We start from the raw sequence: 24,524 nt of genomic DNA, 5'->3' as shown, positions 1-24,524 counted from the left end.
CGACTGCTCGATCTCACTTGACCTCCCAGCTGCTGGAACCCTTAGGGTCACGCGAGGTCTTCCGGCGGGCCTTTCATCGAGAGCAAGGAGCGGAGAAATGCATCGACGCGGATTTCTGACGGCAAGCCTGGCGACGGTTCTGGCGAGCCCGCGTGCGCTGGCGCAGACGAAGATGGACGATATGTCGATGCCCGGCATGGGCGGCCATGCCGGGCACGACATGCCCGCGATGGTGCAAGACGCGGTCACCCTGCCCGAAGGCCAGGCGTTGCGCGCCCTGCAGGTGCTTGCCAACGAAGCCGACCGGCCGGGCCTGCTCAGGGCGAGGCTGACCGCGGAACCGGCCATTGCGAGGTTCGCCGAGGGGCGCGACACACCAATCCTCGCCTATAATGGCATCAGCCCGGGGCCGCTGATCGAGGCCTTCGAAGGCGACCGCGTCGAGATCACATTTGCCAACCGCATCGATAACGAGGTGAGCACCATCCACTGGCACGGCATGCCGGTGCCCGCCGACCAGGACGGCAGTCCGATGGATCCGGTTGCGGCGGGCACCGAGCGCGTTTATGCCTTCGAGCTGCCGGAAGGCTCCGCAGGCTCCTATTGGTACCACCCGCACCCGCACGGCAAGACGGCAGAGCAGGTCTATCGGGGTCTTGCCGGCGCCTTCGTCGTCAAGGCCAAGGCCGATCCCATCCCGGCCGAATATGGTGACACGGTGCTGGTGTTCACCGATCTCAGACTTGCCGCCGATGGCTCGATACCGAGCAACAGCATGAGCGATCTGATGAACGGCCGCGTTGGCGACCACGTGCTGGTCAACGGCCAGAAGAATCCCAGGCTCTCGGTGGCAAAGGGCGCCAAGCGACGCCTGCGCCTCTACAACGCCACCAACGCACGGTTCCTGAAGCTTGCCTTCGACGGCGCGACGATAACAGTCATCGGGACGGATGGCGGGCTGCTCGCGGCGCCGGTGGCGGCGGACGAGATCCTGCTCAGCCCGGGCGAACGCCTCGAGTTGGTCGCATCCTTCGACAGGCCCGGCCCCATCACGCTCAATACGCTCGGCTACGACCGTGGCTGGATGGGTCCCGGCCGCCCGGCCGATGCGGGGCTGACGCTGCTGACGGTCGATGTCTCGGAGAACGAAGCCGAGGCGGTGCCGCAGCTGCCGGCGCGGCTGCGGCCGATCGCACCGTTCGCCGACCCTGTCCTCAGCCGGCGGCTCGTTTTAACGGAGACCATGGCGATGAAACCCACCGGCATGGAGATGGGCTTCCTGATCAACGGCAAGGCCTTCGACATGGGACGCGTCGACTTCGTCGCCAGGGCCGGCGAGATCGAGCTCTGGGAGATAGTCAACCAGGCCGACATGGACCATCCCTTTCACGTCCACGGTACGCAATTCCAGGTCGTCGAACACGAGCGCGACGGCGCGGTGTCCAAGCCGCCCTATCTCGCATGGAAGGACACGGTGAACGTCGCCCGCGGCGAGACGGTGCGGCTCCTGCTGCGCCAGGATAGGCCGGGGCAGCGCATGTATCACTGCCACATCCTCGAGCACGAGCAGCTCGGCATGATGGGCGTGCTCGATGTCATGGCATGAAGTTCGGCATCGCGTTCGGAGCGGTGGTGCTGGCGCTGGCCGGTTCGCTGAGCCTCTCCTCGCCGCAGGCGGTCGCCTCCAGTGATGAGATCGTGGCCGCACGCCAGGCCTCGATGAAGGCTATGGCGGCGGCAGCGAAAACCATCGCCGAGATGTTCGGCGGCAAGCGCGCCTACGACGCCGCCAGCTTCAAGGCGGCGGCGGAGGCGCTCAGCGCCCGTACCGGACCCGCCCTGATGGCTGAATTCCCGGCGGGCACGCTGGGCGCGCCGTCGGGCGCCAAAGCGGAAATCGATCAGGCGCGGCCGGAGTTCGAGGCGCTCGCCAGTCACATTGGCGAACTCGCCGATGCATTGGCAGCCAAGGCCGAAACCGCGCCTGCCCGGATCACCGGGGACATGCGCATGGGCGCGATGACGTCAATGGACGGGGGCAGTCTGCTCGGCAAGCGGCTGAAGACAACGGAGGCGGATCCGGCCGGATTGCCGGCGGAGCATCTTCTGCACCTTATCCTCCAGGATTGCTCAAGCTGCCATTCCAAGTTTCGGCAAAAGGTGAAGTGAGAACCGGCGATCACACCGCCATTTGTTGCCCTCTTGTGCAGCGATGCGGAATGCCAGGAAGGCCACCTGTATCAAGACGCCTTCGCCAGAAAATTCCGATAATCCGACTTGGCCTGCAGCAGGCGCAGCACATTGTCGCGCGAGCCGCGCACATGGGCGCGTGCCAGCGTGCCGGCTCTGGCGGCGTCGCCGGCGCAGATGGCATCGACGATCTCGGCGTGCTCGTCGCGGGCGATCTTCCATTCGTCCAGCCACAACAGTTCGGTCCAGACGTAGTGCTGGCACTTGTCGAGAATGCCGCACAGCATGTTGTGCAGCATGACGTTGCCGCTGATTTCGGCGATGACGCGGTGCAGGTCGATGCCGACTTCCAGTTCCTGGAATTTTTCCCGGTTCGTGCGTTCCGGAATGGCTGCCAGCCTTTCGCATTCGGCCAGCATGGCGCGCAGCCGCGCCTTGTCCTGTTCCGTCGCCGCCGTTGCCGCAAGTTCCGTCGCATGGCCGTCGAGCAGTTCGCGGATCTCGAAGGCCTCGCGGAACATGTTGATGTCGAACTCGGTGACGACATAGCCCTGGCGCGGCCGGCCGGTGACCAGCCCGTCACGCTCGAGGCGATTGAAAGCCTCGCGCACCGGGGTTCGGCTGACCGTCAGCTTCGCCGCGATGTCGTTTTCGGTGACGCGGGAGCCCGGCGGGATCTGGCCGGTCACGATCATCGCCTTCAGCGCGGAGTAGACCGAGTCGCGCAGCGTATTTTTGGTTTCCTTGGCCAAGCTTCCCTTCCCACTTCTCCGGCCTTTCAGCCGGAACACGCATAGCTGTAGCCGCAGTCGGCGCAATTTGCCACGCCTCCGGCGAAGCCGTCCCCTCACCAACCTGGTCCGGCACGAAGCGTACATTTCGAGCGTGCCGGCGGTGTTGACAACATCGATCGCTAGTCTACACTCAAAATTGTATACAAAATAGCATGCCAAATCAAAAACAATGGGAACACCGGTTGGAGAGCCGAAAAATGAACAAAACCAGAAACGTTAGCATCGTTGCGATGGCGGGCCTCATGGCTTCGTTCGCAGCCCCCGCCATGGCGGGCGACACCATCACCGTCGCCTCATGGGGCGGCACCTACCAGGAGGCGCAGACCAAGGCGTTTTTCAAGCCGACCGCCGACGCGCTCGGCATCACCATCAAGGAAGACACCACCAACGGCCTCGACGACGTCCGGCTGCAGGTGACCGGCAATGCGGTGAAGTGGGACATCACCGAACTTGGCGCCGACGAATGTGCGCGCGGCTCGAAGGAAGGGCTGTTCGAAAAGCTCGACTACGGCATCATCGACAAGAGCGGCATCAACCCGAAGCTTGTCCACGACGACTGGGTCGGCATTTCCTACACCTCGGTCGTGCTGATCTACCGGACCGACGTATTCGGCGACAAAGGCCCGAAGACCTGGGCCGATTTCTGGAACGTGGAAAAGTTTCCGGGACGGCGCGCGCTGAGCGGCAGCCAGGCGACGGAAACGCTGAGCGTTGCCGCACTGGCCGAGGGCATTCCGATCGACAAGGTCTATCCGGTCGATATCGACGGCGCGTTGAAGTCCGTCGACAAGATCCGCGGCAATGTCGACGCCTGGTGGACCTCCGGCGCCCAGGCCATGCAGCTGGTTAAGGACGGCGAAGTCGACATGGCGAGCATCTGGAACGGCCGCGCCGGCACCTTGAAAAAGGAAGGCGCGCCGATCAGCTTTTCCTTCGACCAGGGCGTGCTGACCGCCGACTGCATGGTCATCCCGAAGGGCGCCAAGAACAAGGAGGCGGCCATGAAGGCGCTGGCGATGTTCGTCAGCCCGCAATTGCAGGCCAATCTGCCGCTCTATGTCGACAATGGCCCGGTCAACGAGAAGGCTTTCGAGACCGGCAAGATCCCGCAGGACAGGATCAAGGACATCAATTCGGCGCCCGAAAACGTCAAGAAGCAGGTGTTGCAGGATGCAGAATTCTGGCGCGACAACCTGGTCGAGGCGACGGAAAAGTTCAACAATCTGATCCAGCAATAGGCTGCGGCCGCAATCCAAACCACGGCAGGGCGACGCCTCGCCCTGCTTTCGCCGCCTCAGCCCCTGGGAGAGAAAAATCTTGTCCATTGCGCCATCCGCGTTGCCGATCGGCATGCGCGGGATCGAGAAACGATTTGGCAGCGTGCCTGTGCTGCGCGACCTCAACCTCGATGTCGAGGCTGGTGAATTCCTGACGCTGCTGGGGCCTTCCGGTTCCGGCAAGACGACGCTGCTGATGATTCTGGCCGGTTTCGTGCGGGCCAATGCCGGCTCGATCAGGGTCGGCGGCGACGAGATCATCACCACGCCGCCGCACAAGCGCAACATCGGCATGGTGTTCCAGAACTACGCGCTGTTTCCGCATATGAACGTCTTTCACAACATCGCCTTTCCGCTGAAGCAACGCGGCGTCGCCGCCGCCGAGACGGCCGAGCGTGTCGAGAAGGCACTCGATCTGGTGAAATTGCAGGGACTGGGCGAGCGCCGGGTCGACCAGCTCTCCGGCGGCCAACGCCAACGCGTGGCGCTGGCGCGCGCCATCGTCTTCGAGCCGCGCATCGTGCTTATGGACGAACCCTTGTCGGCGCTCGACAAGGGCCTGCGCGAGCACATGCAGATCGAGCTGCGCGCCCTGCATCGGCGGCTCGGCATGACCACCGTCTATGTCACGCACGACCAGCGCGAAGCCATCACCATGTCGGACCGCATTGCTGTCATGAACGGCGGACGCATCGAACAGCTCGACAAGCCCGAAAGCCTCTACGCCAGGCCGCAAACGCAATTTGTAGCAGGCTTCATCGGCGAATCGAATTTCATTCCGGTCGAGTGCCGCAACGGCTCCGTCTGGTACGAGGACCGAAGAATCCATACGGCGGCGGCGACGCCGGCGGCAGGCCAGTACCTGATGGTGGTGCGGCCGGAAAAGCTGCGGCTCTTGGCAACCGCCGAACCGACAAGCGGCGTCAACGTGCTCAACGCGACGCTCAGTGACATCATCTATCAGGGCGACAGCTTCGTCTGCTATGCCGTGCTGCGCGACGGCCGGCAGCTGACTTTGCGCGACTATTGCCGCAGCGATGTGCTGGCGAAAATGCCGGCGCCCGGCCAGCCAGTCTCGTTCGGTCTCGATGCGCAGGACACAATCCTGGTAGCGGCAGACTGATGAGCGCGCAGACCGCCGTCATGCAGGAGAATGCCGGCCGCGCGGGCCCGGATTTGAACACGCAAGCGCTGCGCACGGACGCGCGGCGCGAGTCGTTGCGGCTGCTGGCGCTGCTGTCGCCGAGCCTGTTGCTGGTCTTCGCCATCATCATCGTGCCCATCGGCTGGCTGTTCTGGCTGTCGCTGTTCGACGAAGCGGGCGGCTTCAGCGCCGCCAATTATGCGCGATTCTTCGAGCAGGCCTCCTACATCAAGACCTTTGTCACCACCTTCAAGGTCGCCTTCATCGTCACCGGCGCCTGCGTGCTGCTCGGCTATCCCCTGGCCTACATGCTGTCGCAACTACCGCGCCGGGCGGCGTCGATCTGCCTGATCTTCGTCATCCTGCCGTTCTGGACATCGGTCCTGGTGCGCACCTATGCCTGGCTGGTGATCCTGCAGCGCAAGGGCCTGATCAACAGCTGGCTGATCGACCTCGGTGTGATCAGCCAGCCGCTATCGCTCGCCAACAATTTTTCGGGCGTCGTCATCGGCATGACGCATATCCTGCTGCCGTTCCTGGTGCTGCCGCTTTACGCCTCGATGAAGACAATCGACACCGACTGCCTGCGCGCCGGCATGAACCTCGGCGCCGGCCCGGCCGCCACCTTCCGGCAGATCTTCTTTCCGCTGTCGCTGCCCGGCCTCGCCTCGGGCGTGGTCATCGTCTTCGTGCTGTGCCTGGGCTTCTTCGTCACGCCTGCGCTGATGGGCGGCGGCAAGGTCATCATGTGGGCGATGCGCATGGAACAGACCACCAGCCTCTATTCCAACTGGGGCGCGGGTGCAGCACTCGGCGTGGTGCTGCTGGTGGTCACGCTGGCGCTTCTCGGCCTGTTCCAGTGGCTGCTCGGCGCGCGCGCCACAGGTGTGTGGAGTTCGCGATGAGCGAGGATGTCGGCCTGCCTATCTCGCACCGGCAACGGCTGTGGCTCTATTGCCTCGGCGGCCTCGTGCTTCTGTTCCTGATCGCGCCGTCGATCATCATCGTCATCATGTCGTTTTCGGATTCGACGCTGCTGCAATTCCCGCCGCAGCAATGGTCGCTGCGTTGGTACCAGACCTATTTCGGGTCGCTGGAATGGCGCGATGCCACGATCGTCTCGGTCAAGGTGGCTATCATGACAGTGCTGGTGGCGACGCCGCTCGGCACCGCGGCCGCCTATGCCATCAACCGGGGCACGCTGCGCTTCAACGGCACCATCAACGCGCTGCTGACGGCGTCGCTGATCGTGCCGGTGATCCTGATCGGCATCGGCACCTTCTTCCTCTATGCGCGCATCGGGCTCAACAACACGCTGACCGGCCTGGTCATCGCGCACACGGTGCAGGCGCTGCCGCTGGTGGTGCTGACGGTGCTGTCGGGACTGCGCTCCTACGACATGAACCAGGAGCGGGTGGCGCGCAGCCTTGGCGCCGGCCGCGTCGCCGCCTTCTGGCAGGTGACGATGCCGCAGATCCGCTTCTCGATCGTCTCGGGCGCGCTGTTTGCCTTCATCACCTCCTTCGACGAGGTGGTGGTTTCGCTGTTCATATCGGGCGGCGAGACCACGACATTGACGCGCCGCATGTTCAATGCGCTGCGCGACCAGATCGACCCGACGATCGCCGCCATCTCGACCTGCCTGATCGTGCTGTCGGTCGTGCTGTTGTCGGTTGCGCAGATCTTCGGCAGGCGCCATTGATTTCACCAGACCAATTCGCAGAAGTGACCATGGGATATCCAGACAGAATGCGTGATTTCCAGCTTCCCGGCCGCTCGCCGGTTCGTGCCACCGAGGCGATTGCCGCGACCTCGCATCCGCTTGCAACCCTTGCCGCCATCGACATGCTGCGGTCCGGCGGCAATGCCATGGATGCCGCCGTCTGCGCCGCCGCCGTGCAGGGCGTGGTCGAGCCGCAATCGACCGGCATCGGCGGCGACTGCTTCGTGCTCTATTCTCCCGGAGGGCAAGGCAATATGCTGGCCTTCAACGGGTCCGGCCGGGCGCCTGCCAGGGCGACAGTCGACTGGTACCGCGAAAAAGGCTTCGACCGCATCCCGCTGCAAGGTCCGCATGCGGTCACCGTGCCGGGTGCCGTCGATGCCTGGAGCCGCCTGCTCGAAGACCATGGCCGCAAGGGCCTTGCCGAGGTGCTGGCGCCGGCCATCCACTATGCCGAGAACGGCTATGTCGTGCACGACCGCGTCGCCTTCGACTGGGCCGAACCGGAAACCGATCTGTCGGCCGACGAGCACGCCACGCGCATCTTCCTGCCCGGCGGCAAGGCGCCGAGGGCTGGCGACGTCCACCGGCAGCCGGAACTGGCGGAGACCTTGCGCATCATCGCCAAATATGGCCGGTCCGGTTTCTACGAAGGCGCTGTCGCCGACGATATGGTGAGTCGGCTCAATGCATTGGGCGGACTTCATACGGCCGAGGATTTCGCTGCGACCAGAGGCGACTATGTGGCGCCGGTCAGCACCTCCTATGGCGGCCATGACATCCACCAGATGCCGCCGAACAATCAGGGGCTGACGGCGCTTTTGATGCTCAATTTGCTGTCGGGCTTCGAGCTTGGCGGGCTGGATCCCAATGGCGCCGAGCGCCTGCATCTGGAGATCGAGGCCGGGCGCCTGGCCTATCGCGACCGCGACCGTTATGTCGGTGATCAGGACCATGTCCCGGTGCCGGTCAGAGAGCTGCTGTCCGGCGCCTATGCCGACCGGCTGCGCGCCGAGATCGACCGCGACCGCGCCATGACGCATCTGCCGCGCGTGGACCTGCCCGGCAGCGACACGGTCTACATCTCCATCGTCGACCGCGATCGCAACGCGGTCTCCTTCATCAACTCGACCTATTACTCGTTCGGCAGCGGCGTGGTCGGCCCTAAGACCGGTGTCGTGCTGCAGAACCGCGGTTCGAGCTTTCGCCTTGAGCCTGCGCACCCGAACGCCATCGCACCGGGCAAGCGGCCGATGCACACGATCATGCCGGGCATGGCGACGAAGAACGGCCGCGTGGTGATGCCGTTCGGGGTCATGGGCGGCGGCTATCAGCCGTTCGGCCATGTCCATCTGCTGACCAACATGATCGACTTCGGCATGGACCCGCAGCAGGCGCTGGATGCGCCGAGGGTGTTTTACAATGATGACACCGTGGAGGCCGAGCGTGGCGTTCCCACCGAGGCGATCGAGGGCCTGCGCCGGCGCGGCCACCGCATCGCCGAACCGCATCACCCGCTGGGCGGCGGGCAGGTGGTGCTGATCGACTGGGAGAAGGGGACGCTGACCGGCGCTTCCGATCCGCGCAAGGATGGTTTGGCGCTTGGCTACTGAGGCGATCCGTTGTCCAATGGCGTATCCGTATCGAGGCAAGCCCGTCAGAAGGGCTCCCGCCAATAGTCGTTCGAAATCCAGCCGGTGATCATGACCCAAACCGAAACCCTCGCAGATCTCTCCCGCCGTCTCGCCGCCGGCGCCGACGATGCGCCCGCCATCCTGGCACCCGACAGGGCGACGCTTAGCCATGGCGAATTGCGCAGCCTGATCGCCGATACGGCAAAACAGCTGCATGCGCGCGGCATCGGCCGCGGCGACAGGGTGGCGATCGTGCTGCCGAACGGGCCCGAGATGGCCACCGCCTTCGTCGCCGTGGCGGCCGCCGCCTCGACGGCACCGCTCAACCCCGCCTACCGGGCCGACGAGCTCGATTTCTACCTCACCGACATCGGCGCCAAGGCAATCCTTGTCGCGGAGGGCGAGACCGGACCGGCGGTGACGGTGGCCGAACGCCTTGGCATCGGCGTGCTGCGGCTTGTCGTGCAGCCCGCCACACCCGCCGGCAGCTTCATGATCGAGGGCGCAGCGATCGGACCGCAGGCCGCGCCCGACATGGCGCAAGACAGCGACATTGCGCTGCTGCTGCATACCTCCGGAACGACATCGCGTCCAAAACTGGTGCCGCTCAGCCATGCAAACATTGCGGCCTCGGCTGCCCATATCGGCGGCACGCTTGGCCTGACGCCAGATGACCGTTGCCTCAACATCATGCCGCTGTTCCACATCCACGGCCTGATCGCGGCCGTGCTGTCGTCGCTGGCTGCCGGCGGCAGCATCTACTGCACGCCGGGTTTCAACGCGCTGCGCTTCTTCCAGTGGCTGAGCGAGGCGCAGCCGAGCTGGTACACGGCGGTGCCGACCATGCATCAGGCGATCCTGCCCCGCGCGGCACGCAACACCGAGGCGCTGGCGGCGGCGCGTCTGCGCTTCATCCGCTCATCCTCGGCGTCGCTGCCGGCGCAGGTGATGGCCGAGCTGGAGGCGACCTTCGGCTGCCCGGTGATCGAATCCTACGGGATGACCGAGACCGCCCACCAGATGGCATCGAACCGGCTGCCGCCGGGCCAGCGCAAGCCCGGCAGCGTCGGTGCCTCCGCCGGTCCGGACGTGGCTGTCATGGCGCCCGACGGGCGGCTGCTCGCAGCCGGCGAGACCGGCGAGATCGTCATTCGCGGACCCAATGTCACGACGGGTTACGAGAAGAACCCGGATGCCAATGCCACGGCTTTCGCGCATGGCTGGTTCCACACTGGCGACCAGGGCGTGCTCGACGAAGACGGCTATCTCAGGGTCACCGGTCGGCTCAAGGAGATCATCAACCGCGGTGGCGAAAAGATCTCGCCGCTCGAGGTCGACGACGTGCTGATGGACCATCCGGCGGTGGCGCAGGTCGTCACCTTCGCCATGCCGCATGACAAGCTTGGCGAGGAGGTGGCCGCGGCGGTTGTGCTGCGCGAAGGCATCAGTGCCACCGAGGGCGACATCCGCACCTATGCCGCGACACGGCTTGCCGATTTCAAGGTGCCGCGCAAGATCCTGATCCTGGACGAGATCCCCAAGGGTGCGACCGGCAAATTGCAGCGCATCGGCCTTGCTGCCAAACTCGGGCTTTGACGATGAAGATCACCATCTTCGGCGCCGGTGCGATTGGCGGCTATCTTGCGGCCAAGCTCGCCATCACTGGGCGGACCGATCTTTCGATCGTCGCGCGCGGCGCCCATCTGGAAGCCATCAAGGCGGACGGCCTGCGCCTGATCGAGGATGGCCAGGAGATTTCGGTCCCCGTCCGGGCCGCCGCCAAAGCCGACGAGCTTGGCGCCCAGGATTACGTCGTGCTGGCGCTGAAAGCCCATTCGCTCTCCCCAGCCCTCGACCAGATCGCGCCGCTGCTCGGGGACCACACATCAGTCGTCACCATGCAGAACGGCGTGCCCTGGTGGTATTTCCACGGCGTCGGCGGGCCGCTCGAAGGCACCAGGCTGAACGCGGTCGACCCCGGCGGCGCGATCTGGCAGCGGATCGGACCGGACCGCGTCATCGGCTCGGTCGTCTATCCCGCCGTCGAGGTCGATGCGCCGGGTCTCATCCGCCATGTCGAGGGCAAACGTTTCTCGCTCGGCGAACCCTCCGGCGAGCGCAGCGAACGGGTCACGCTTCTGGCCGAGGAGATGGTCAAGGCCGGCCTGCAAGCGCCGGTGCGCGAGGACATCCGCAGCGAAATCTGGGTAAAACTGTGGGGCAATCTCTCCTTCAACCCGATCTCGGCGCTGACCGGCAGCACGCTGGCCGCGATTGTCGCCGACGATGGCACCCGCGCGCTCGCCCGCACCATGATGCTGGAGGCGCAGGCGATCGGCGAAAGCCTCGGCGTGCGTTTTCCCATAGCGGTCGACCGGCGCATCAAGGGCGCCGGCGATGTCGGCGAACACAAGACCTCGATGCTGCAGGACCTGGAGCGCGGCAGGCCGATGGAGATCGACGCGCTGGTGAGCGCGGTGCAGGAACTTGGCCGGCTCACGGACAAGCCGACCCCGACCATCGATGCCGTGCTGGCGCTGGTGCGGCGGCTGGCGGTGGAGCGCGGGTGTTATGGGTGAGGTGGAGCGACGGGTTAAATCAGAGTCGTGGCATGAGCACCTTGGCCTCAAATCCCAGCTTGACTGGAGTTAGCAGCATGCTGAACGCCATTCACCACGTCGCGCTCATCTGCACCGACTACGACCAGTCGCGACGGTTCTACGTCGAACTCCTCGGCCTCGATCTGATCCGGGAGATCTATCGGGAGGAGCGGCAATCATGGAAGGCGGATCTGCGGATCGGGTCGGCCCAACTGGAATTGTTCTCCTTCCCTGCACCAGCGATGCGGCCATCCCACCCAGAGGCTACAGGCCTGAGACATCTGGCATTCGCTGTGGCTAATCTTGAGCCCGTAATTTTCCGCCTGGAAGCCGCAGGCGTTGCCGTCGAGCCTATCCGGATCGACCCATATACGGACCAACGGTTTACCTTTTTCAGGGACCCGGATGGATTGCCGCTGGAACTCTACGAAGCCCCATAAGGAACGGTTCGCTTTCGCGACGGGCGCTGTGTACTGACGGTCTCGGTATCGGCGGACCGCGAATCTGTGCTAAGCGCCGCCCAACCAACCAAAGGACGACACCAATGAGCGAACTGACCGTGGCCGAGGCGACCGAGAGCATCTATGCCTCGCTCCGGGCGGACAATGCCGACATCGACACACATATCGCGGCGCTTAAGGCGGCGCTGACGCGAGAAGGGATAAAACAGGCGGTGTTCGATCCGACCAAACTCGCGCAGAACAACCGCTCGGGCCGGAAGTTGATGCAGGCTTATTTTCGGCAGCGCGGCGTGAGCGTGAGGTTTTCGGACCAGTAGAACGGCGCGCGGGCGATCTCAACCCCGCCGTTGGGAGTTCCCGGCCGGTCCGTCGCCATCCGGACGTCGGGACTGCAGGTTCTAATCCATCGGAGCTGTTTCAAAGTCGGCCCTGGATCGCGGAGGGGGGATGGACGTGGTGGATTTTGATCGGATCGACAGACTGATCGCAGCGGTGCCCCCCGCCTTGGCGCTTCGCGCCGGACTGGACCTTGGCATCTTCACCCGGCTCGGTGAAAGTGCTGTGACTGCCGACAGCCTCGGGGCCACGCTCAAAGTCGAGCCCGATCGTCTGTCGCGGCTCCTCTACGCGCTCGCCAGCATCGGCCTCCTTGAAGTCGAGGACGGTCAGTTTCGCAACGGAGCCGAAGCGTCGGCCTTCCTCGATGCGTCCAAGCCGACCTATCGCGGCGGCGACCACGCGCTCATGCGCGAGTTGTGGGGAGCCGACCTTTTGACCGCGGACTCGCTGCGACAGAACCGGCCGGCCGCGCTGCACGATTTTTCCGAAGCGGGACCTGAGTCCGCGGCGGCCTTCAGCCGCATGCTCGCACTGGGCGGGGTGATTTTCGGCCGACACCTGGCCCAGGAGATGGACCTCTCGGCGGTCGGTTCGGTGATCGACATCGGCGGGGGTGCCGGGACCATACTGGTCGGGCTTCGCGAGCGGTGGACGCACATTGCGGCGACGCTGATGGAACTCCCGACGGTCGCAGCGGTCGCGCCAGCTATCCTGTCGGAATACGGTGCCGATGACGTGGTTGTCGAAGAGGGGGACATAACCGTCGCGCCATCGGTCGGTCGGCACGATCTGGCGATCCTGAAGGCCGTCGTCCAGGTGCTTCCGCCGGACCAGGCGCGCAATTCGATCCTGAACGCGGCGCGTTGCCTCACCCCCGGAGGCGAGATCGCAATTGCGGGGTGGGGTGTCGTCGACGACGACCGCCTCGGCCCGTCCGAGGGTGTCTTCCTCAATCTCACTTTCCTGAATCTCTATCGCCACGGCGAATCGTACACGGAAGGTCAATATCGTGCGTGGATGACCGAGGCTGGATTCCGGGATATCTCCAGGTCGCGCCTGACGGACGGCTGCACGTTGTTTCGTGGACGCCTCCCGGGCTGACTCAATAACAGCGATCTGCCGCCGCAAGTGCTTCGGCGCGGTGAGCTTGGTCCAGCGCGCCAATCCGCCGGACCGATGCATAGAACCTGACATAGTCACCCGAACACAAGTCGAACAGCCGGAGAAACGCGGCCACCCGGTCGCTATAGACGGAGGTCGCGGCGAGCTTTGCATTGTTGATCGGGGACGCGAACCAGGCATCGTATCCCCGGTATCGGCCCCAGCGCCTGTCGCGCATATGTCGGTAGCGCATCCGCAGCCGTTCAATCGCGGCCGTCTTTGCGGCCAGCTTTTGCTCCGAGGTGCCGGCGTTGGAATAGACTTGCGCCAGCTCGTCCCGGGTCTGCGACACCAGCACAAGAAATTCAGCTTTGCGCCTCCGGGCGGCTTCGTAACGGCGCAATGCGGCGGTGTCGCCAGTCGCGCGCAGCCACTTTTTCACGCCGGTCGTTTCAACGGCGACAGCGAACGCCTCGTTGAATGCGGAATCGTCGTGCACGTAGACGCGCTGGTGGGCCAGTTCATGGAACACCAGCGCTGCGAGATAGGTTTCATCCTGGCCGAACATCGTGCTGAGCAGCGGGTCGCTCGACCAGCCAAGCGTGGAATATGCGGTGATGCCCGTCACATAGACGTCCATGCCCTGTCCTTGAAGTTGGACAGCGGTTTCAGTCGCGGACTTCTGGGAGAAATATCCCCGGTAGGGAACGCAGCCGAAAACAGGAAAGCACCATGTCCGCGGCGTCAGCGAAAATGCCGGCGCGGCGAAGACGGCCCATGTCACTGAGTCCCGACCGATATCGACATAGCTGCGATAGCTGTTGTTGTCGGGCAGCGCCAGTTCATCCGTTGCAAACTGCCGTATGGCGCTCGCCGATGCCATTCGGGCGCGCAATGCCTTCGGCGTCGAAGGATTCTCGATCAGTTTTCCGACATCCTGGCGCGCTGTCATGATCCGCAGATGACCTTGCACGGACTGCGCGTAGTAGGAAACACTGGTGCAGCCGGTTACGCCGGACATCACGATCACAACGGCAACCAATCGAAAGAATGCGCGCATTACGATTTGCCCACAGCAGTGCTCACCCGTTCCGATAGGTCGCGATTGCCCCAGACCTCTCAAGCAGTCGCACTCATTTGATCGAGGTCTATAGTTTTCTGAAGAATCCGGACAGAATATTCGGACCCGCTTCACCGGGCCGCAGTCTGATCCCATCCTCGAAGCAGTTCAGCGTCACGCATTCGAAGCCGCTGTGTGCGAGGAGTGCCACCAGCGAGTCACGGTCGAAGTGGTGGAGGTGCTCGTCGGGAAGACGCATACGCCACGTCCGGAACCAGGCGTCGCCTTCCGTGCCGAGTTCGCGCCAGCGGCAATAGGGGACGGCGACGGCAAGGTAGCGGGTCTTAAGCCGCGCGAGGAAACCCAGATCCGGGATATGCTCAAGCACATCGAACATGGCGACGAGATCCCACGAGCTGGAGAGCGCCTCATCCCAATCGACGAAGCGCACGCCCTTGGGCAGCGGAAACCTGGTTATGTCGCAGCCGGCGCAGTCGGCGACCCCGGTTATTTTCGCGGCTTCGATGAATGTGCCGGTGCCATATCCAATCTCCAGCACGGACCGAGGAATCTCGCCGGTGATCCCCAGCACCCAGCCGAGTCGCTGATACCCGAGCTTGATGGTCCGGTCACTCAGGTCCTCGTAATAGGAAATGTACTGCTTGTCGTATTTGATCGGTTTGAAGTCGACCTGGTGGATCACGCCAAACCCGTCCACCGCGTAGTTGTCCAACATTAGCGTGCGGCCTCCGGATTCCGAACTCCTTACATGGCACAGCTAAACGCAGCCGGGCAACTGAGCGGTTCCGACAGTCGGGTGGTAGCTTGAACTGATCAGTCCTTGCCCGCCCGCTTGAAAATCCGCGCGTAAAATTCGCCGACGATGCCGCGCCGGAAGACGAGCACGCACACCATGAAGATCAGGCCGGTGGCGATGGTCACCGGAAAGCCGGAAGTGGCAAGCGTGTTTTCCAGGCCGATGACAAGGCTGGCGCCGATGATCGGCCCGACCATGGTGCCGATGCCGCCCAGAAGCGTCATCAGGATCACCTCGCCCGACATCTGCCAGGTGACGTCGGTGAGCGTGGCGAACTGGAAGACGATGGCCTTGAGCGAGCCTGCCAGCCCGGCCAGTGCCGCCGACATGACGAAGGCGCCGAGCTTGTAGTTGGCGACGGAATAGCCCAGCGAAATGGCGCGGTTCTCGTTCTCGCGGATCGAGCGCAGGATCATGCCGAACGGCGAATTGACGATGCGCCAGATGGCGAAGACGCCGACGAGGAACACCGCCAGCACGAAATAATACATGTTCAGCGAGACGTTCAGGTCGAGGACGCCCAGCAGCATGCCGCGCGGCACACCTTGGATGCCATCCTCGCCTTGCGTGAACGGCGCCTGCACGCAGAAGAAGAAGAACATCTGCGACAGCGCCAGCGTGATCATGGCGAAATAGATGCCTTGCCGGCGAATGGCGAAAAAGCCCATGACAAGGCCGAGCAAGGCCGCACCCGCCATGCCGAGCAGAATGCCGGCTTCCGGCGGCCAGCCCCAGACCTTGACGGCATGCGCCGTGAAGTAGGCGGCGCCGCCGAAAAAGGTGGCGTGGCCGAACGACAGCAGCCCGGTGTAGCCGAGCAGGAGATTGAACGCACAGGCAAACAGCGCAAAGCACAGCATCTTCATCAGGAAGATCGGATAGACCAGGAAAGGCGCCACCAGCAGCGCCAGGATGCCGAGCCCGACCAGCGTCCATTCAAGCCGTGCCGAGTTTTTGGCCGATGTCTCGCGAAGCGTCAGTTCCGACATGTCAGATGTCCCTTCCGACATGTCAGGCGTCCCTTCCGAACAGGCCGGCCGGCCGGACCAGAAGCACGATGGCCATGATGACGAAGACCACGAGGTTGGAGGCCTCGGGGTAGAAGACCTTGGTCAGGCCTTCGGCAAGGCCGAGCATGTAGCCGGTGACGATCGCGCCAAGGATCGATCCCATGCCGCCGACCACGACGACGGCGAAGACGACGATGATGAGATCCGACCCCATAAGCGGGCTCACCTGATAGATCGGCGCTGCCAGAATTCCGGCAAGCCCAGCCAGCGCGGAGCCGAGGCCGTAGGTCAGGGTCAGCAGCAACGGCACGTTGACGCCGAAAGCCTGGACGAGGCGGGGATTCTCCGTCGCGGCGCGCAGGTAGGAACCGAGCCTGGTCTTCTCGATCAGCACCCAGGTTCCGAAGCAGACGATCAGCGAGGCGACGACGACCCAGCCGCGATAATTGGGTAGGAACATGAAGCCGAGATTGGTGCCTCCCGAAAGCAGCGGCGGGACGGCGTAGGGGTTTCCCGAGACGCCGTAATAATAGCGGAAGATGCCTTCGAGCACGAGCGCGAGGCCGAAGGTGAAGAGCAGGCCGTAGAGCGGATCGAGATCGTACAGCCGCGACAGCGCCAGGCGCTCGACTACGATGCCGAAGACACCGACGATCAGCGGCGCAAGGATCAGCGCCGGCCAGTAGCCGATGCCGAGATAGGTGAGCAGCAGATAGCCGACGAAGGCGCCGAGCATATACTGGGCGCCATGGGCGAAATTGATGACGCGCAGCAAGCCGAATATGACAGCCAGGCCCAGGCTCAGCATGGCGTAGAACGAGCCGTTGATCAGGCCGACCAGCAACTGGCCGAGGAAGGCCTGAACGGGGATGCCGAAGATCATCGTCATGGCGCCATCATACACCCAGGACTTCGTGGAGCTGCGTCATGCGGTCCGGCAGTTCGCCGACCGGGAACCCTGCCACCACCTTGCCGTGCTCCATCAGATAGAAACGATCGGCGACACGGCTGGCGAAGCGGAAGTTCTGCTCGACCAGCAGGATCGTCATGCCGCGCTTTTTCAACGTCGCCAGCAACGCGCCGATGCGCTGCACGATGACGGGAGCGAGCCCCTCCGTCGGCTCGTCGAGAAGCAGCATTTTCACACCCGTTCTCAACATGCGCGCGATCGCCAGCATCTGCTGTTCGCCGCCCGACAGCCTGGTGCCGGGACTGTTGCGCCGCTCCTTCAGATTGGGGAACAGATCGAATATCTCCTCGACGCTCATGCCGCCCTCGGCCACGACCGGCGGCAGAACCAGGTTCTCGTCGACGGTCAGCGTGGCGAAAATACCGCGCTCCTCCGGCACGAAGCCGATGCCCTGATGCGCGGTGCGGTGCAGCGGCAGCCGCATCAGATCCTGGCCGTCGAAGGCGATCCCGCCGGTTCGCTTGCGGATCAGCCCCATGATGGCGCGCAGCGTCGTCGTCTTGCCGACGCCATTGCGGCCGAGCAGTGTGACCGTCTCGCCGGAATACACTTCCAGATCGACGCCGTGCAGCGCATGGCCCTCGCCATACCAGGCGTTGAGGCCGCTGACGGCAAGCAGAGGTGCGGTACTAGTCATCGGCGGTGCCCATATAGGCGATCTTGACGCGCTCGTCGCGGCTGACCGTGGCGTAGTCGCCGGCGGCCAGCACCTCGCCGCGCTGCATGACCGTTATCCAGTCGCAAAGGTCGGCCACGACAGTCAGATTGTGCTCGACCATCAGCACGGCGCGATCCCTGGCCACCGAACGGATAAGGTCGGAAACCGTGGCCACGTCCTCGTGCCCCATGCCGGCCATCGGCTCGTCCAGCAGCAGCACTTTCGGATCGAGCGCCAGGGTCGTGGCGATCTCGAGCACGCGTTTCCTGCCATAGGAAAGGTCGCCGGCGAGCCTGTTCCTGACGTCGTCGAGACCGACCGAGCGCAGCAATTCCTCGGCGCGCGGCGTCAGCCGGTCGAGCGCCGCCAGCGAGCGCCAGAACTGGACGCTGAGCCCGCCCGGCCGTTGCAGGGCGACGCGGACATTGTCGAGCACGCTGAGGTGCGGAAAAATCGCCGATATCTGGAACGAGCGCACCAGGCCCATCCGCGCGACCCTGGCCGGCGAGGTGCGGGTGATGTCGTGGCCAAGCAGCTCGATCCTGCCGCTGGTCGGCGCCAGGAACTTGGTGAGCAGGTTGAAGACGGTCGTCTTGCCGGCGCCGTTGGGTCCGATCAGGGCATGGATGTTGCCATGGCGGACGTCCAGATCGACGTTTTTGACGGCGATGAAGCCGGCAAAGTCGCGCCGCAACCCGCGGGCGGAAAGCACCACAGGCGGCTCGTTCGCGTTCAGGTCAGTCGGCGCCATCGGCCGCGCCGATCACTGGCCGGCCGTCGGACAGCCGCTTTCCTTTTCGCTCAGGAAGGCTTCGTTGCCGGGAATGGTGGCCAGGTATTTGTAGTAGTCCCACTCCTTGGTGCTCTCGGCTGGCGACTTGACCTGATAGAGATACATGTCGTGGACCATGTTGCCGTCCGCCTGCACCTTGCCGTTGGTGATGGCGGCGTCGTCCACGGGCATCGAATGCAGTTGCTTGGCGACGGCTTCGGTCTCGTCCGTACCGGCCTTGTCGATCGCTTTCAAATACTGCGTCACCGCCGAATAGGTCGAGGCCTGGATCATGTTCGGCATGCGGTTGGTGCGCTTGAAAAAGCGCTGCCCGAATTCGCGGCTCTTGTCGTCGCGATCCCAATAATAGCCTTCGGTCAGCACAACGCCCTGCGCCGCTTGAAGGCCAAGCCCATGCACCTCGGCCAGCGTGAACAGGAGTGCGGCAAGACGCTGACCGCCCTGCGCGATGCCGAATTCGGCCGCCTGCTTGATCGAGTTGGAGGTATCGAGGCCGGCATTGGCCAGGCCGATGACCTTGGCGCCCGACGATTGCGCCTGCAGCAGGAAGGACGAATAATCGGTCGATCCCAAGGGATAACGCACTTCGCCCAGCACCTTGCCGCCATGGCTCTCGACGAACTTGGTGGTCTGATCCTTCAGCGAATAGCCGAATGCATAGTCGACGGTGACGAAGAACCAGCTGTCGCCGCCCTGCTGCACGAGAGAGCCGCCTGTCCCAACCGCTTGCGAATGAGTGTCATAGGCCCAGTGGAAGCCATAGGGCGAGCATTGTTTGCCGGTCAGCTCCGTGGTTGCCGCGCCGGTGACGATGTCGATCTTCTTCTTTTCCTTGGAGATCCCCTGGACGGCGAGCGCCACCGAAGAGGTGGTCAGTTCCATGATGGCATCGACCTGTTCGGTGTCGTACCACTGCCGCGCGATGTTGGAGGCGATATCGGGCTTATTCTGGTGATCGGCGCTGATGATTTCTATCGGCGCTCCCTGCACCTTGCCGCCGAAATCCTCGACCGCCATCTTGGCCGCCTCGACCGACCACTTGCCGCCGAAATCGGCGTAGACGCCCGATTGGTCGTTGAGAATGCCGATCTTGACCTTGCCGTCGGAAATTTCAGCGGCCGAGGCGGGGATCGCGGATGCGGCGAGAAGTGCCGCGGAAACGAAAAGGCTTACCTTCATGGTTGACTTCCTCCCATAGCGATGAATCCGACCGACCCTCCTACGATCGATCATCGCAATGGTATTGAACATGAGGAAGATAGGGACAGAGGGCAAGAGGCCGTTAGGGATTTCGTGTGCGAAGCGATACCGTTTGGCGGCGGAACGCGAGCCTTGAGCGCGAGATAGAGACACAAACACGTGAACCGCCCGGCGGCAGTGCCGGCTCAGCCCTCGGCGGCGACGAGATGGCCGTTGCCGACATCCCTCAGCGCCAGTTTCAGCGGCGCCTCGCCGATCCTGCGGGTGGCGCTCGGGATCTCCTGGTCCAGGCGGGCGAAGCGGCTTCTTCGCTTGGCTGGATCGGGCACCGGCACGGCTTCGATGAGGCGTCTGGTGTAGGGGTGGCGCGGGTTGGAAAAGACCTGGTCGCGCGTGCCCATCTCGACGATCTGGCCGAGATACATGACGGCGACGCGGTCGGAGATGTTCTCGACCACAGCCATGTCGTGCGAGATGAAGAGATAGGCGACGCCGAATTCGCGCTGTAATTCCTTCAACAGATCGAGCACGCGCGCCTGCACCGAAACGTCGAGCGCCGAGACGCTTTCGTCGGCGATGATCAGTTTCGGCCGCAGCGCAAGAGCGCGTGCAATACAGACGCGCTGGCGCTGGCCGCCGGAGAATTCATGCGGATAGAGCTCCATCTGATCGGCCGACAGGCCGACGCGCTCGAACAGCGCCGCGACACGGTCACTGCGCTCTTGCTTCGAGGCGATGCCATGGATCAGCAGCGGCTCGGCGACGAGGTCACCTACACGCATGCGCGGGTCGAGCGAGGCGTAGGGATCCTGAAAAATCATCTGCACGTCGCGGCGCACCGCCTTACGCTGGTCGCGGCCAAGGCCGGACAGATTGCGCCCGCCAACCGCGATGTCGCCGCTGTAGGGCACCAGTCCGGCCAGCGCCTTGGCGGTGGTCGACTTGCCGCAACCGGATTCGCCGACCAGCGCCAGCGTCTCGTTGGGCGCGATCGAGAAGCTGACGCCTTCGACGGCGTGGACGCGACGGGTGACCCGGCCGAAGAAGCCGCCATGCAGGTCGAAGCGGACATGCAGGTCGGTGACTTCGGCGACATTGGCCGGCAGCGCCGTCTCGACATCCCTGGATTTTTGGCGGCCGACGCCGCTGCCGATGCGCGGCACTGCGGCCAGCAGCTCGCGCGTGTAGTCGGCTTGCGGCCTGGCAAAAATGTCAGCGGTTTTTCCCTCTTCGACCATGCGGCCATGCCGCATAATGATGACGCGGTCGGCCATTTCGGCGACGACGCCCATATCGTGGGTGATCAGGATGACACTGGTGCCGTGCTGGCGCTGCAGGTCGCGCAGCAGCTCCAGCACCTCGCCCTGCACGGTGACGTCAAGTGCGGTCGTCGGCTCGTCGGCGATCAGCACGTCCGGCTTGAGCGCCAGCGCCATGGCGATCATCACCCTCTGGCGCATGCCGCCGGACAGTTCGTGCGGAAACTGCTTTAGCCGGCTTTCGGCTTCCGAAATGCGCACCGCCTTCAACGCCTCGATGGCGCGCTGACGAGCTTCGCCCTGCGACAGGCTGGTGTGTGCCTCGATGGATTCGGTGAGCTGCCGGCCGATCGACAGCACCGGGTTGAGCGAGGTCATCGGCTCCTGGAAGATCATGGCGATGCGGTCGCCGCGAATGCGCCGCATCCGGCGCTCGTCGAGAGTCGTCAGATCTGTATCGCCCAGATGGATTTTCCCAGACGATATGCGCGCCGCCGGCTGCGGCAGCAATTGCATGATGGCCAGTGCGGTCATCGATTTGCCGGAGCCGGATTCACCGGCAATGCAGAGCGTCTCGCCACGCGCCAAAGTCAGCGACAGGTCGGAGACGACCTCGCGCTCGCCATCCTCGCCGCGCACGCTGACGGAGAGGTTGGCGATGTCGAGGACGGGTTCGGGGGTTGAGGTCATTGCAAAGGCAAAGTTCTGAGAGGTTTATTCCGGCACGCCCCCCTCTGTCCTGCCGGACATCTCCCCCTCAAGGGGGGAGATTGGCCGTCACGTGGGCCGGCGCTCCCCCTTGCAACATTAGAGATTGGCGAAAGCCGAAGTGACATCTGATCTCCCCCCTTGAGGGGGAGATGTCCGGCAGGACAGAGGGGGGTGCAGCGCCGACTTGACATCATTCAAACACGCAGCGCGGGAAGTAGAACGACACCACCCAGTTCGGTATGTCGACGATCTCGCTGATCCTGAGATCACCGCAGACAGAGGCCAACATATAGGCTTCGACCGGGTCGATCTTGTAACGGCCGGCGAGCAGGTCGACCATCTGGGCAACCGCCTCCCTGGCGCCGGCCATCAGGTCCGGACCGATGCCGGTCGTCACCTCATAGCCCTTGGCATCGAGATGGCGCGTCACCGGGCCTGGCGTGGTGAAGCGCGGCGTCTTCAGCCTGGCGTCCTTGACCAGATCGAGCTTGAGCACGACGTCCATCGGGCTTTCGATCGCCGTGCCGCAGACCTCGCCGTCGCCTTGCGCGGCATGGGTATCGCCGACCGAAAACAGCGCGCCCGCCACTTCCACCGGCAGGTACAGCGTGGTGCCGGCGGCGAGATCGCGGATGTCGAGATTGCCGCCGACGCGCCTTGGCGGCACCACCGAATGGTGGCCCTTTTCCGCCAGCGCGTTGCCGATGGTGCCGGCGAAGGGTTTCAACGGCACACGCGCATTTTTGCCGAACAGCGCCGGCTCGAGCGAGACGGCGTCGTATTTCCAGATGTTCAGCGCCGGCTCCTTGAAGTCGTCGGCGAGCAGCCCGAAACCGGGAATGTTGGCCGTCCAGCCGAAGCCGGATGGTTTGAACATCTCGATCGTCACCTTCAGTGCATCGCCCGGCTCGGCGCCCTCGACGAAGATCGGCCCAGTCACCGGATTGACGGTGGCGAAGTCGAGCCGGGCGACGTCGGCGACCGTGCTGTCGGCCTGAAACTGGCCGCCGGAGGAATCGAGGCACTGGAACTCGATGGTCGAGCCGGGCGCCACCCGCTCGGCCGGGACAAACGAATTGTCCCAGCCGAAATGATGTTGGCGCCCGTGGATGGTGTAGTCGCAGTTATTGCACATCTTTTACGTACACATTGTCGTAGTTGATCGGGATATGGACCGGGTCGACATAGAGGTTGTCGGCGCCGCCCATGCGCGCCGACTTCATGGTGAAGCGCTGCTCGTTGAAGACCGGCGCCCAGGGCGCGTCTTCCATCACCTTGTCGTAGATGGCGCTCCACATCTTGTCGCGCTCGCCGGCCTTGGCCGGGTCGACCACCGAGTCGGCCTCGGCCGCCTTGGCGTCGAGATCCTTGTTGCAGTACCACGACCAGTTCCAGCCGCCCGGCACCGCGCCGGCGCAGCCGAGGATCGGGCCGTAGAAGTTCGACGGATCCGGGAAGTCGGCGATCCAGGCCATGCCGCCGGACCAGATCATCGGTGCGCCGGCCTTGTCGCCGCCGGCGGCAATGACGTTTGCCTGAGCCAGCGACTGGATGCTGGCCTTGATGCCGATCGCCGCCAGGTCCTGCTGGATCGCCTGGGCGATGCGCGGGTTGGGATCGGTGTTCATGGCGAACAATTGCGTGTCGAAACCATCGGGATGACCGGCCTCGGCAAGCAGCGCCTTGGCCTTGGCGACGTCATAGGGATAGCCCTTGTACTCCTTGTCGTAGCCCGGCATCGACGGCGGCAGCGGCTGGTTGGCCGGCACAGCGCGGCCGTTGATGATCTGGATGATGCGCGCCTTGTTGATCGCCATGTTGACCGCCTGGCGCACCTTCACATTGTCGAACGGGGCCATGGTGGTGTTCATGGTGACATAGCCGGTGTGCAGCTGGCCGCCTTCGACGACGCGTGCCTTCTGCTCCGGATCGGCCATCACCTCCTGGAATTTTGCCGGCGGAATGCCGTCGCCGGGCACGTCGATCTCGCCCTTCTGCAGGCGCAGCAGCGCAACGATCGGCTCCTGGCCGATCTCGAAGGTGATCTTGTCCAGATGCGGCAGGCCCTTGTGCCAATAGTCCGCATTGCGCTCGAAGACGATGCGCTGGCCGAGTGTCCATTCGGCGAGCTTGAAAGCGCCGGTGCCGACCGGATGCTTGCCGAAATCGGCGCCGTATTTCTCGACCTCTTCCTTCGGCACGATATGCGAGAAGTTGATGGCCATGACATGCAGGAAGGTGGCGTCGGGCCGGGTCAGCTCGAGCTTGACCGTATAGGGATCGACGACGGTGACGCCCGAGAGGCTCTCGGCCTTGCCTGCGGCGACATCGTCATAGCCCTTGATCGAGCCGAAGAAGCCGGCGCCGGGGCTCTGGGTCTTGGGATTGGTGACGCGGTCGAGCGAATATTTCACGTCGTCGGCGGTCATCTCGCGGCCATTGTGAAATTTCACGCCATGGCGCAGCTTGAAGGTGAAGGTCTTGCCGTCGGGTGCGATCTCGTAGCTTTCGGCAAGGTCGGGCTTCAAATTGGTGGTGCCCGGTTCGTAATCCATCAGCCCGTCGAACAGGCTCTTGATCATCGACCAGTTCTGCCAGTCATACCCGATCGCCGGATCGAGCGTGGCGACATCGTCCTTGTAGGTGATGGTGATGGCGCCGCCCTGTTTGGCGTTCGGATCGACGGTGTCCTCGGCGCGAACACTTGTCATGCCGAGCATCAGCGCCAGCGCCGATGCCGCTACCGTGGATGCGAGAAACTTTTTCATTTTTATGTTCCCTTT

General features: G+C 63.9%; 23 protein-coding genes. 12 read left to right on the top strand and 11 right to left on the bottom strand.

The annotated features are described in order from the left end of the window. The first annotated feature begins 97 nt into the window (after positions 1-97). Positions 98-1,606 carry a multicopper oxidase family protein gene (locus tag NKJ67_RS20985; RefSeq protein ID WP_352582818.1) on the top strand — a complete coding sequence of 503 codons (1,509 nt, stop codon included), beginning with the start codon at positions 98-100 and terminating at the stop codon, positions 1,604-1,606. Between the two features lie 26 nt (positions 1,607-1,632). Next, positions 1,633-2,169, top strand: a complete 537-nt coding sequence (locus tag NKJ67_RS20980) for a cytochrome c (RefSeq protein ID WP_245469276.1) — start codon at positions 1,633-1,635, stop codon at positions 2,167-2,169. A gap of 71 nt (positions 2,170-2,240) precedes the next feature. Here NKJ67_RS20980 and NKJ67_RS20975 read toward each other — a convergent pair whose 3' ends face one another. Then, on the bottom strand, positions 2,241-2,942 hold the full coding sequence (locus tag NKJ67_RS20975) for a GntR family transcriptional regulator (RefSeq protein WP_127268040.1): 702 nt from the start codon (positions 2,940-2,942) through the stop codon (positions 2,241-2,243). A 239-nt stretch (positions 2,943-3,181) separates the two neighbouring features. On the opposite strand from NKJ67_RS20975, the gene NKJ67_RS20970 reads away from it, so the two are divergent. From NKJ67_RS20970 to NKJ67_RS20925, 10 genes are all read left to right on the top strand, one after another. After that, positions 3,182-4,222 carry an ABC transporter substrate-binding protein gene (locus NKJ67_RS20970; protein ID WP_352582815.1) on the top strand — a complete coding sequence of 347 codons (1,041 nt, stop codon included), beginning with the start codon at positions 3,182-3,184 and terminating at the stop codon, positions 4,220-4,222. A gap of 79 nt (positions 4,223-4,301) precedes the next feature. Then, entirely contained in the window at positions 4,302-5,384 is a 1,083-nt protein-coding gene (locus NKJ67_RS20965; protein ID WP_127398375.1) for an ABC transporter ATP-binding protein, read from the top strand. Further along, entirely contained in the window at positions 5,384-6,310 is a 927-nt protein-coding gene (locus tag NKJ67_RS20960; protein ID WP_127380931.1) for an ABC transporter permease, read from the top strand. Before NKJ67_RS20965 ends, NKJ67_RS20960 begins: the two co-directional genes overlap by 1 nt. Continuing rightward, positions 6,307-7,107: an ABC transporter permease gene (locus tag NKJ67_RS20955; RefSeq protein WP_127321958.1), complete on the top strand. Its 801-nt coding sequence runs from the start codon at positions 6,307-6,309 to the stop codon at positions 7,105-7,107. The genes NKJ67_RS20960 and NKJ67_RS20955 overlap by 4 nt, the downstream gene beginning before the upstream one ends. A 47-nt stretch (positions 7,108-7,154) precedes the next feature. Continuing rightward, on the top strand, positions 7,155-8,741 hold the full coding sequence (ggt, locus tag NKJ67_RS20950) for a gamma-glutamyltransferase (protein WP_352582812.1): 1,587 nt from the start codon (positions 7,155-7,157) through the stop codon (positions 8,739-8,741). Positions 8,742-8,831: 90 nt separating this feature from the next. Then, entirely contained in the window at positions 8,832-10,358 is a 1,527-nt protein-coding gene (locus NKJ67_RS20945) for an acyl--CoA ligase (protein WP_352582810.1), read from the top strand. 2 nt (positions 10,359-10,360) lie between these two features. Continuing rightward, on the top strand, positions 10,361-11,341 hold the full coding sequence (locus NKJ67_RS20940) for a 2-dehydropantoate 2-reductase (RefSeq protein WP_128363164.1): 981 nt from the start codon (positions 10,361-10,363) through the stop codon (positions 11,339-11,341). Between the two features lie 77 nt (positions 11,342-11,418). Further along, entirely contained in the window at positions 11,419-11,802 is a 384-nt protein-coding gene (gene gloA2, locus NKJ67_RS20935; protein WP_352582808.1) for an SMU1112c/YaeR family gloxylase I-like metalloprotein, read from the top strand. Positions 11,803-11,906: 104 nt separating this feature from the next. Beyond that, entirely contained in the window at positions 11,907-12,140 is a 234-nt protein-coding gene (locus tag NKJ67_RS20930) for a hypothetical protein (RefSeq protein WP_352582806.1), read from the top strand. A 130-nt stretch (positions 12,141-12,270) separates the two neighbouring features. Next, a complete protein-coding gene (locus NKJ67_RS20925; RefSeq protein WP_352582804.1) occupies positions 12,271-13,263 on the top strand; it encodes a methyltransferase in 993 nt (330 codons plus the stop codon). A gap of 1 nt (position 13,264) precedes the next feature. On the opposite strand, the gene NKJ67_RS20920 is transcribed toward NKJ67_RS20925, so the two are convergent. The 10 genes from NKJ67_RS20920 to NKJ67_RS20875 form a co-directional block, all read right to left on the bottom strand. Further along, positions 13,265-14,323 (bottom strand): aminopeptidase, encoded by a 1,059-nt coding sequence (locus tag NKJ67_RS20920; RefSeq protein WP_352582802.1) that lies wholly within the window; start codon positions 14,321-14,323, stop codon positions 13,265-13,267. 88 nt (positions 14,324-14,411) lie between these two features. Continuing rightward, positions 14,412-15,059, bottom strand: a complete 648-nt coding sequence (locus NKJ67_RS20915; protein ID WP_352582800.1) for a class I SAM-dependent methyltransferase — start codon at positions 15,057-15,059, stop codon at positions 14,412-14,414. Between the two features lie 98 nt (positions 15,060-15,157). Further along, entirely contained in the window at positions 15,158-16,129 is a 972-nt protein-coding gene (locus tag NKJ67_RS20910) for a branched-chain amino acid ABC transporter permease (protein ID WP_128363165.1), read from the bottom strand. A gap of 22 nt (positions 16,130-16,151) precedes the next feature. Next, complete coding sequence (locus NKJ67_RS20905; protein ID WP_127321083.1) at positions 16,152-17,039, bottom strand: branched-chain amino acid ABC transporter permease; 888 nt, start codon at positions 17,037-17,039, stop codon at positions 16,152-16,154. 7 nt (positions 17,040-17,046) lie between these two features. Continuing rightward, complete coding sequence (locus NKJ67_RS20900) at positions 17,047-17,757, bottom strand: ABC transporter ATP-binding protein (protein ID WP_127267608.1); 711 nt, start codon at positions 17,755-17,757, stop codon at positions 17,047-17,049. Next, entirely contained in the window at positions 17,750-18,529 is a 780-nt protein-coding gene (locus NKJ67_RS20895; protein WP_352582797.1) for an ABC transporter ATP-binding protein, read from the bottom strand. The genes NKJ67_RS20900 and NKJ67_RS20895 overlap by 8 nt, the downstream gene beginning before the upstream one ends. A 12-nt stretch (positions 18,530-18,541) precedes the next feature. Further along, positions 18,542-19,750 (bottom strand): ABC transporter substrate-binding protein, encoded by a 1,209-nt coding sequence (locus tag NKJ67_RS20890; protein WP_352582795.1) that lies wholly within the window; start codon positions 19,748-19,750, stop codon positions 18,542-18,544. A gap of 206 nt (positions 19,751-19,956) precedes the next feature. Continuing rightward, the gene (locus NKJ67_RS20885) at positions 19,957-21,720 is read right to left on the bottom strand and encodes an ABC transporter ATP-binding protein (protein ID WP_352582793.1); all 1,764 of its coding nucleotides are present in this window, start codon (positions 21,718-21,720) and stop codon (positions 19,957-19,959) included. Between the two features lie 211 nt (positions 21,721-21,931). After that, positions 21,932-22,876: an acetamidase/formamidase family protein gene (locus NKJ67_RS20880; RefSeq protein WP_352582791.1), complete on the bottom strand. Its 945-nt coding sequence runs from the start codon at positions 22,874-22,876 to the stop codon at positions 21,932-21,934. Continuing rightward, positions 22,866-24,461: an ABC transporter substrate-binding protein gene (locus NKJ67_RS20875; protein ID WP_502905226.1), complete on the bottom strand. Its 1,596-nt coding sequence runs from the start codon at positions 24,459-24,461 to the stop codon at positions 22,866-22,868. Before NKJ67_RS20875 ends, NKJ67_RS20880 begins: the two co-directional genes overlap by 11 nt. Positions 24,462-24,524 lie beyond the last annotated feature (63 nt).

Source organism: Mesorhizobium sp. M0088 (assembly GCF_040322895.1).
Taxonomy (GTDB): Bacteria; Pseudomonadota; Alphaproteobacteria; order Rhizobiales; family Rhizobiaceae; genus Mesorhizobium.
This window is presented reverse-complemented; position numbering and strand designations above follow the sequence as displayed.